Annotated in this window: 8 protein-coding genes; 7 read left to right on the plus strand and 1 reads right to left on the minus strand. The window is 68.3% G+C overall.

Going from position 1 to position 7,202, the window contains the following annotated elements:
• Window positions 1–601, minus strand: a 601-nt coding sequence (gene folE, locus ACIQ3R_RS12870) for a GTP cyclohydrolase I (RefSeq protein ID WP_397419103.1), incomplete at its 3' end; no start/stop codon positions are given.
• 174 nt (window positions 602–775) lie between these two features.
• Here folE and ACIQ3R_RS12875 point away from each other — a divergent pair.
• The 7 genes from ACIQ3R_RS12875 to ACIQ3R_RS12905 all read left to right on the plus strand — a co-directional run.
• Complete coding sequence (locus tag ACIQ3R_RS12875; RefSeq protein WP_397419105.1) at window positions 776–1,642, plus strand: acyl-CoA thioesterase; 867 nt, start codon at window positions 776–778, stop codon at window positions 1,640–1,642.
• Between the two features lie 54 nt (window positions 1,643–1,696).
• Window positions 1,697–3,049: a tRNA (N6-isopentenyl adenosine(37)-C2)-methylthiotransferase MiaB gene (miaB, locus tag ACIQ3R_RS12880; RefSeq protein WP_397419107.1), complete on the plus strand. Its 1,353-nt coding sequence runs from the start codon at window positions 1,697–1,699 to the stop codon at window positions 3,047–3,049.
• Window positions 3,046–4,005 (plus strand): PhoH family protein, encoded by a 960-nt coding sequence (locus tag ACIQ3R_RS12885; protein ID WP_397419109.1) that lies wholly within the window; start codon window positions 3,046–3,048, stop codon window positions 4,003–4,005. Before miaB ends, ACIQ3R_RS12885 begins: the two co-directional genes overlap by 4 nt.
• Complete coding sequence (gene ybeY / locus ACIQ3R_RS12890; protein WP_397419111.1) at window positions 4,002–4,481, plus strand: rRNA maturation RNase YbeY; 480 nt, start codon at window positions 4,002–4,004, stop codon at window positions 4,479–4,481. The genes ACIQ3R_RS12885 and ybeY overlap by 4 nt, the downstream gene beginning before the upstream one ends.
• Window positions 4,459–5,382 carry a hemolysin family protein gene (locus ACIQ3R_RS12895; protein WP_397419113.1) on the plus strand — a complete coding sequence of 308 codons (924 nt, stop codon included), beginning with the start codon at window positions 4,459–4,461 and terminating at the stop codon, window positions 5,380–5,382. The genes ybeY and ACIQ3R_RS12895 overlap by 23 nt, the downstream gene beginning before the upstream one ends.
• Window positions 5,382–6,947: an apolipoprotein N-acyltransferase gene (gene lnt / locus ACIQ3R_RS12900; RefSeq protein WP_397419115.1), complete on the plus strand. Its 1,566-nt coding sequence runs from the start codon at window positions 5,382–5,384 to the stop codon at window positions 6,945–6,947. Before ACIQ3R_RS12895 ends, lnt begins: the two co-directional genes overlap by 1 nt.
• Before the next feature lie 66 nt (window positions 6,948–7,013).
• A partial coding sequence (locus ACIQ3R_RS12905) for an S-adenosylmethionine synthetase N-terminal domain-containing protein (protein WP_397419117.1) occupies window positions 7,014–7,202 on the plus strand: 189 nt, incomplete at its 3' end.

A 7,202-nucleotide genomic window follows, 5' to 3' on the forward strand; every position in this document is an offset into this window, starting at 1 on the left:
AGTGGTCCGCCTCCATGATCACCGCGAGTCCGTCCGGACGCACCTTCTCCATCAGGAGCTCAGCCATCTGGGAGATCGCTTCCTCCTGGATCTGCGGGCGCGACATGACCCACTCGGCCAGGCGGGAGTATTTCGAGAGGCCGATCAGGTTGGAGTGCTCATTGGGCATCAGACCGATCCAGAGGCGGCCCATGATCGGGCAAAAGTGGTGGCTGCAGGCGCTGCGCACCGTGATCGGGCCGACGATCATCAACTCGTTGAGCGAGGCCTCGTTTGGGAACTCGGTCACCGGCGGGGGGGCGGCATAGCGGCCGCGGAAGACCTCTGTCAGGTACATCTTGGCCACGCGACGGGCGGTGTCATGGGTGTTGTGGTCGCCGTCGGTGTCGATCACCAAGCTGGCCAGCACCGCCTTGAACTTTTCTTCGACCTCGGAGAGCAACTCCTCGAGTTCGCCCGCCTCGACGAATTCGGCGATGTTATCGTTGGCGAAGAAGCGCCTGCGCGACGCGGTCAACCGCGCGCGGATGCGGGCGGACACCGGCTCTGCGGCGGGGAGACCCGCTTCGCCGGCGGTCGCCGGCGGTTCACTTTGACTCATGCCGTCTCACTGTCTTGCAAGGTCGTGGCGCGGCGCCTGAATGGAGCCGCCGGCACGCTCTAGCAGGTTCGACCGCGGCGTGTCGCGCCGGGATCATCAGCCGCGTCCACGGTTGCCCCCACGCCGTCCGCAGCGTAAGCCGCTCGCCTTCGCAACTGCAGCATGGGCGGCCGCATGGACACCCGGACCCTGATCGAGAACCTCCGCCTCGAGCGGCTCGAGATGAACCTGTTCCGCGGGTTTACGCCGGCCGAAGAGTCACGGGAACGGATCTACGGCGGCCAAGTGATCGCCCAGTCGCTGCTGGCGGCTTACGAGACCGTGGAAGACCGCGTCTGCCACTCGCTGCACTGCTATTTCATCCGACCCGGCGACCCGACCACGCCGATCGTCTTCGAGGTTGACCGGTCGCGTGACGGGGGCAGCTTCACCACCCGGCGGGTCATCGCAGTGCAGAACGGCCGGCAGATCTTCAACCTCGCAGCCTCGTTTCAGGCCGAGGAGACCGGCTACGAGCACCAGTCCGACATGCCCGACGCGCCGGCCCCGGACGAGGTCGAGGACGACACCGAGGTGCAGCGCAGGCTGCTCGCCGACGCCCCGCCCGAAGCGCGGGCCTGGCTGGACCGGCCCCAGCCTATCGAGATGCGCACGGTCGACGGCCGCTTCGACACCCAGACGCCCAGCCCCCGCGAGCCGCGCCAGCAGGTGTGGTTCCGCGCCCGCTCGCCCATCGGCGCCGATGGGCATATGCATCAGGTGATCTTGGCCTATGCCTCGGACATGAGCCTGCTCGGCACCTCGGTGCGCCCGCATGGCGTGAGCTGGCGGACGCCGGGCTTTCAGTCGGCGAGCCTGGACCACGCCATGTGGTTTCACCAGCCGACCGACTTCAACCAGTGGCACCTCTATCACCAGGAAAGCCCCTCGGCGTCTGGCGGGCGGGGCTTCAACCTGGGTTACGTCTATCGCGCGTCTGACGGGGTGCTGGTGGCGAGCTGCGCTCAGGAAGGCCTGATGCGGATGCGCAAGCCACGATAGCCGCGGACTTGGCCGGGGATTGCGCGGCGAGGTCGCCAACCCCATAACGCGACCGTGACGACCGAAACGCCCGTGCGGCGCCTCTATGTCAAGACCTACGGCTGTCAGATGAACGTCTATGACAGCGAGCGCATGGCCGATGTCCTGCGCCCCCTGGGCTATGCCATTACCGATACGCCGGACGAGGCGGATCTGGTGGTGCTGAACACCTGCCACATCCGCGAAAAGGCGACCGAGAAAGTCTATTCCGAGCTAGGCCAACTGAAGCGGATGAAACAGGCGCGCGCCGATGCGGGCGGGGCCATGACCATCGCGGTGGCCGGTTGCGTCGCTCAGGCCGAGGGAGAGGAGATCCTGCGGCGCCAGCCTGCGGTGGATCTGGTGGTCGGGCCGCAGGCCTACCATCAGCTGCCGGAGCTGATCGCCCGTAGCCATCGGTCGCGCGGCGAGCGGCTGGCCGCCGACTTCGCCGCCGAGGCCAAGTTCGACGCGCTGCCCGCCGAACGGGCGTCGACGGGCGTAACGGCGTTCCTGACCGTGCAGGAGGGATGCGACAAGTTCTGCACCTTCTGCGTCGTGCCCTATACACGCGGCGCGGAATGGTCACGGCCGGCGGCGGCCGTGGAGGCCGAGGCCCGCGTGCTGGCCGCCCAGGGCGTGCGGGAGGTGACGCTGCTTGGCCAGAACGTCAACGCCTATTCCGCGCCCGATGCAGAGGGTCTGGGTCTGGCCGGACTGGTGCGGCGGCTGGCGAAGATCGAGGGCCTGGACCGTATCCGCTACACCACCAGCCACCCGGCCGACATGGACGACGCCCTGATCGCCGCCCATGGCGAGGTCGAGGCCCTGATGCCCTATCTGCACCTTCCTGTGCAGGCAGGCTCGGACAAGGTTCTGAAGGCGATGAACCGGGCGCATACGGCGGAAAGCTATGTGCGGCTGATTGAACGCATTCGCGCCGCGCGGCCGGACATCGCCATCTCGGGCGACTTCATCGTCGGTTTCCCCGGAGAGCGTGACTCCGACTTCGAGGCGACACTGAGCCTCGTGCGCGATGTGGGCTACGCCAGCGCATTCTCGTTCAAATACTCGCGGCGACCCGGCACGCCGGCCGCGGCGATGATGGGCCAGGTGGCGCCCGCGGTGGCGGACGCACGGCTCCAGGCGCTGCAGACACTGCTGGTCGAGCAACAGAAGGCGTTCAACGCCGCTCAGGTCGGCCGAGTGCTGCCGGTGCTGTTCGAGAAGCCAGGGCGGCATCCAGGTCAGCTGATCGGCCGCAGCCCCTATCTGCAGTCGGTGCATTTGGAGGCGCCGGCGGCGCTGATGGGCCAGATCGCGCCCGTGCGCATCGCCTCGGCGGGACAAAACAGCCTGGCGGGCGAGCTGGCATTGGAAAGCGCTTGAGCCGGGCGCCGGAATTCGTGGCTTTGAGCGCCGAGGGTCTCCGCGCGGTCGCAGGCGCCCGCAACCGCCACACCGCGCTGATCGAGGACGCCTTCGGTGTGCTGGTGGAGACGCCGGGCGGCGGCGTGGCGCTGTCGGGCGACGCCAAGTCGCGACGAGCGGCCAAGAGCGCGGTTGAAACCATCGCCACGCGCGCCGACCAGGGGCTGGAGGTGACCGAGGCCGACGTGCGTGTGGCGATCGGCCAGGCGCGCGCCGGGGCCGGAGCGGCGCCGGCGGGCGGCGGACTGCCGGTGGGCCGGCGGGGCCAAGTGGCCCCTAAGACCCCGACCCAGGCCGCCTATCTGACGGCCCTCGCCCGGCACGATCTGGTCTTGGGTCTGGGACCGGCGGGCACGGGCAAGACTTTTCTGGCGGTGGCGCACGGCGCGGGCCTGTTGCTGCGCGGCGCGGTCGACCGACTCATCGTCTCGCGACCGGCGGTGGAAGCGGGCGAGCGTCTGGGCTTTCTGCCTGGCGACATGAACGAGAAAGTCGACCCCTATATGGCGCCGGTGTGGGAGGCGCTGACCGACATCCTGGGCGTCGAGCAGATGCGCCGGCGCCGCGAGAAGGGCGAGATCGAGGTCGCGCCCATCGCCTTCCTGCGTGGTCGCACGCTACGCCACGCTTTCGTCATCGTCGACGAAGCCCAGAACGCCAGCCGGGCCCAGATGAAGATGGTGCTGACCCGCCTGGGTGAAGGCTCGCGCATGGCGGTGACAGGCGACCCGACCCAGATCGACCTGCCCAATGTCGGCGACTCAGGCCTGGCCCATGCCGTGGGCCTGCTGGAAGGCGTCGAGGGCGTGGCGGTCACCCGCTTCACCGCAGCAGACGTGGTGCGCCATCCGCTGGTCGAGCGCATTGTGCGCGCCTACGACGCGGATGCGGCCAAACGCGGACGCCCAGTGTGATCGATATCGAGATTGACGACCCTGTCTGGACCGAGGCGTTGCCCGAGATCGAGAAGATCGTGCGCCATGCGGCGCTGATCGCGCTTGAGGCGGAAGAGGCCGGCCACGGCGACGTCGCCTTCCGCCTGACCAACGATGCGGGCGTGCAGGCGCTCAATCGCGACTTTCTTGGCAAGGATGCGCCGACCAACGTCTTGAGTTTTCCGACCCCGCCAAACCCGCGGAACCATCTCGGCGACGTCGCCCTGGCTTTCGGCGTCTGCGCGCGCGAGGCGAGCGAGCAGGGCAAGCCGCTGGCCAATCATGTCTCACACCTGGTGGTGCACGGCGTTCTGCATCTTCTCGGATACGATCACATCGTCGATGATGACGCCGAGGTCATGGAAGACCTTGAACGTACGCTGCTGGCCGAAATGAGGATCCCGGATCCCTACGTGGCCGGTGAAGGAGAGCATGAGCGACCCAGACCCCTCTAGTTATGGAGGTCCCAACAGTCGACCGCCGGGTCCAAAGACCCCGCAACGGCGACGCGGCCTGCTTGGACTGTTCGATCAGATCCGCAGCCTTGCTAACGCGGCCGACCACGATGCGCCCGAGCCCATCGGCGAGGGCGCCGGTGAACTGGTGCATCAAGCGCGGGCTTTCCAGGACCTGCGCGTCGGCGATGTGATGCGGCCGCGCGCCGATATCGTGGCGCTGGAGCGTGGCGCCACCTTCGCCGAAGTGGTGGCGCTATTCGTCGAGGCCGAGCACAGCCGCGTGCCGGTCTATCGCGAGACGCTGGATGAGCCGGTGGGCGTGGTCCACGTGAAGGACGTCTTCCGTCTGCTGGCGCGCAAGACGCGCCGGCCCAAACCGGAAGACCGGGTGCTTTCAGGCCGCCATACCCTGATGCGGGAGGTGCTCTATGTGCCGCCCTCGATGCCTGTGACACGTCTGCTGGCCACCATGCGCGCCAAACGCACGCACATGGCGATGGTTATCGACGAGTTCGGAGGGGTGGACGGCCTGGCGACCCTGGAAGACCTCTTGGAGACCCTGGTCGGCGAGATCGATGACGAGCACGACGATGCGGCCGGTTCCGGCTTCTCTGCGGTGCAGGCCGACGCCGATGGATGGCTGGTCGACGGCCGCGCGCCGCTGGAGGAACTGGAAGCGGCCCTGGGGGAAGGGGTCGACCTCGCCGCCGCCGAACTGGATGAGGAGATCGACACAGTCGCCGGTCTGGTGAACGCCTTGGCGGGCCGCGTGCCGCGCAAGGGCGATCGGATCGAGCATCCGGACGGCTATCAGTTCGAGGTTGTCGCCGCCGATCCCCGGCGCGTGAAGCGCGTCCGGGTACGCCGCATTGAGGCGCCGGCGTCGGGCGCGGGGTAGTGGAGCGATCCCGGCTCTATTCGGCCCTGACCGCGCTTGCGGCGGGAATCGCCGCCGCCCTGGCGCATCCGCCGTTCGGTTTGTTACCGGGCCTGTTGGGGTTCAGCCTGTTGTTGCTACGTCTGGAGGGGGTTGCCGGACGATCGCGCCGTTCGGCGTTCGGGATCGGCTGGCTGGCGGGGCTGGGCTACTTCAGCGTCTCGACCTTCTGGATCGCCGAGCCGTTCCTGGTGGACGTCAGGGTGCATGGCTGGATGGCGCCGTTCGCCGTAGTGCTGATGGCTGGCGGATTGGCGTTGTTCTGGGGCGCAGCGGGGCTGGCCTATCGCTGGGCGCGGCCGCGCGGGGGCTGGAAGCCGCTGGTGTTCGCCGGATTGTTTGCGGGCGCGGAGTGGCTGCGGGGCCATGTGCTGACCGGCCTGCCGTGGAATCTGGTGGGCGAGGCGTGGCGTGCAGGCAGCGCACCCTCGCAGGCCGCCGCCCTGGTGGGCGCCTATGGCCTGACCTGGATCACATTGGCCATAGCCGCGACGCCGGCGGTGTTGATGTTGCCGGTGCGCCGGACCAGCCAAGCGGCGGTGCTGACCCTGGCCGGGGTTACGCTGACCGCCCTTTATGCCGGCGGGGCCGGGCGATTGGCGGCGGCCGCGCGCACGCCCCCGCTGGCCGAAGCGCCGCTGATCCGCATCGTCCAGGCTGACATCGACCAGAAGGAGAAGTGGAAGCCGGAGAATCTTGAGGCGGTGTTTGATGACTACATCGCCCTGACCGCCGTTCCGGCCCCGCGGCGCCCCGACGTCGTGATTTGGCCGGAAGGCGCGCTGCCGGCGGTGATCGATGATGTCATCTCTCCGGAATCCCCGCTGGCGCCTCGCCTGCGCGACGCGGTGGCGCCGGGCCAGACGCTGCTTATGGGCGCCAACCGCGCGGCGCTGACGGCCGAGGGCTGGCGATACTACAACACGCTGATTGCGTTCCGGCGCGACGGCGCGACGCTGGGCGTCGCCGGAGTCTACGACAAGCATCGGCTCGTGCCGTTCGGCGAGTTCATGCCTCTGGGCGAGCTGATGGACCGCATCGGCTTCCGCTCGCTGGTGCGGATGCCCGAAGACTTCACGCCCGGCCCGCGCCCCCGGCCCTTGAAACTCCCCGGCTTGCCGATGGTGCAACCGTTGATCTGCTACGAGGCGCTGTTTCCCGGGCTGACACACGGGCCGCGCCCGGCCTGGATCCTGAACATCTCCAACGACGCCTGGTTCGGCGCGACGACCGGCCCCTGGCAGCACCTCAACATCGCGAGTTACCGCGCCATCGAGCAAGGACTGCCTATGATCCGCTCGACGCCCACCGGGGTGTCGGCGGTGATCGACGCACAGGGCCGGATTGTTCCCGGTCAGTCGCTGAGCCTAGGGCGTACCGGCGTCATAGATGCGCCCCTGCCGCCGCCGGCGCAGGCCACGCTCTATAGCCGGTGGGGCGAGGCCCCGCTCGCCGCAATGCTTCTGCTCTCGGGCCTGGCGCTGATTTCGGGGCGGCGTCGCGGCGCCTCGCTTGGCATCACATAAAGATTTCTTTATAGGATTTTCGACCTCGCGCGGGCCGCACGCGCCACCCTCTCCGGAGCCGTCGATTTGAGCCGTTCCAGCTACATCTTCACCAGCGAAAGCGTGTCCGAGGGCCATCCCGACAAGGTCGCCGACCGCATCTCCGACACCGTGGTTGACGCCTTCCTGGCCGCCGAGCCCCAGGCCCGCGTGGCCTGTGAAACCCTGGTGACCACCAATCGCATCGTGCTGGCGGGCGAGGTGCGGGCCGGACGG

The sequence above is a fragment of the Phenylobacterium sp. genome (assembly GCF_044371015.1).
GTDB lineage: Bacteria > Pseudomonadota > Alphaproteobacteria > Caulobacterales > Caulobacteraceae > Phenylobacterium.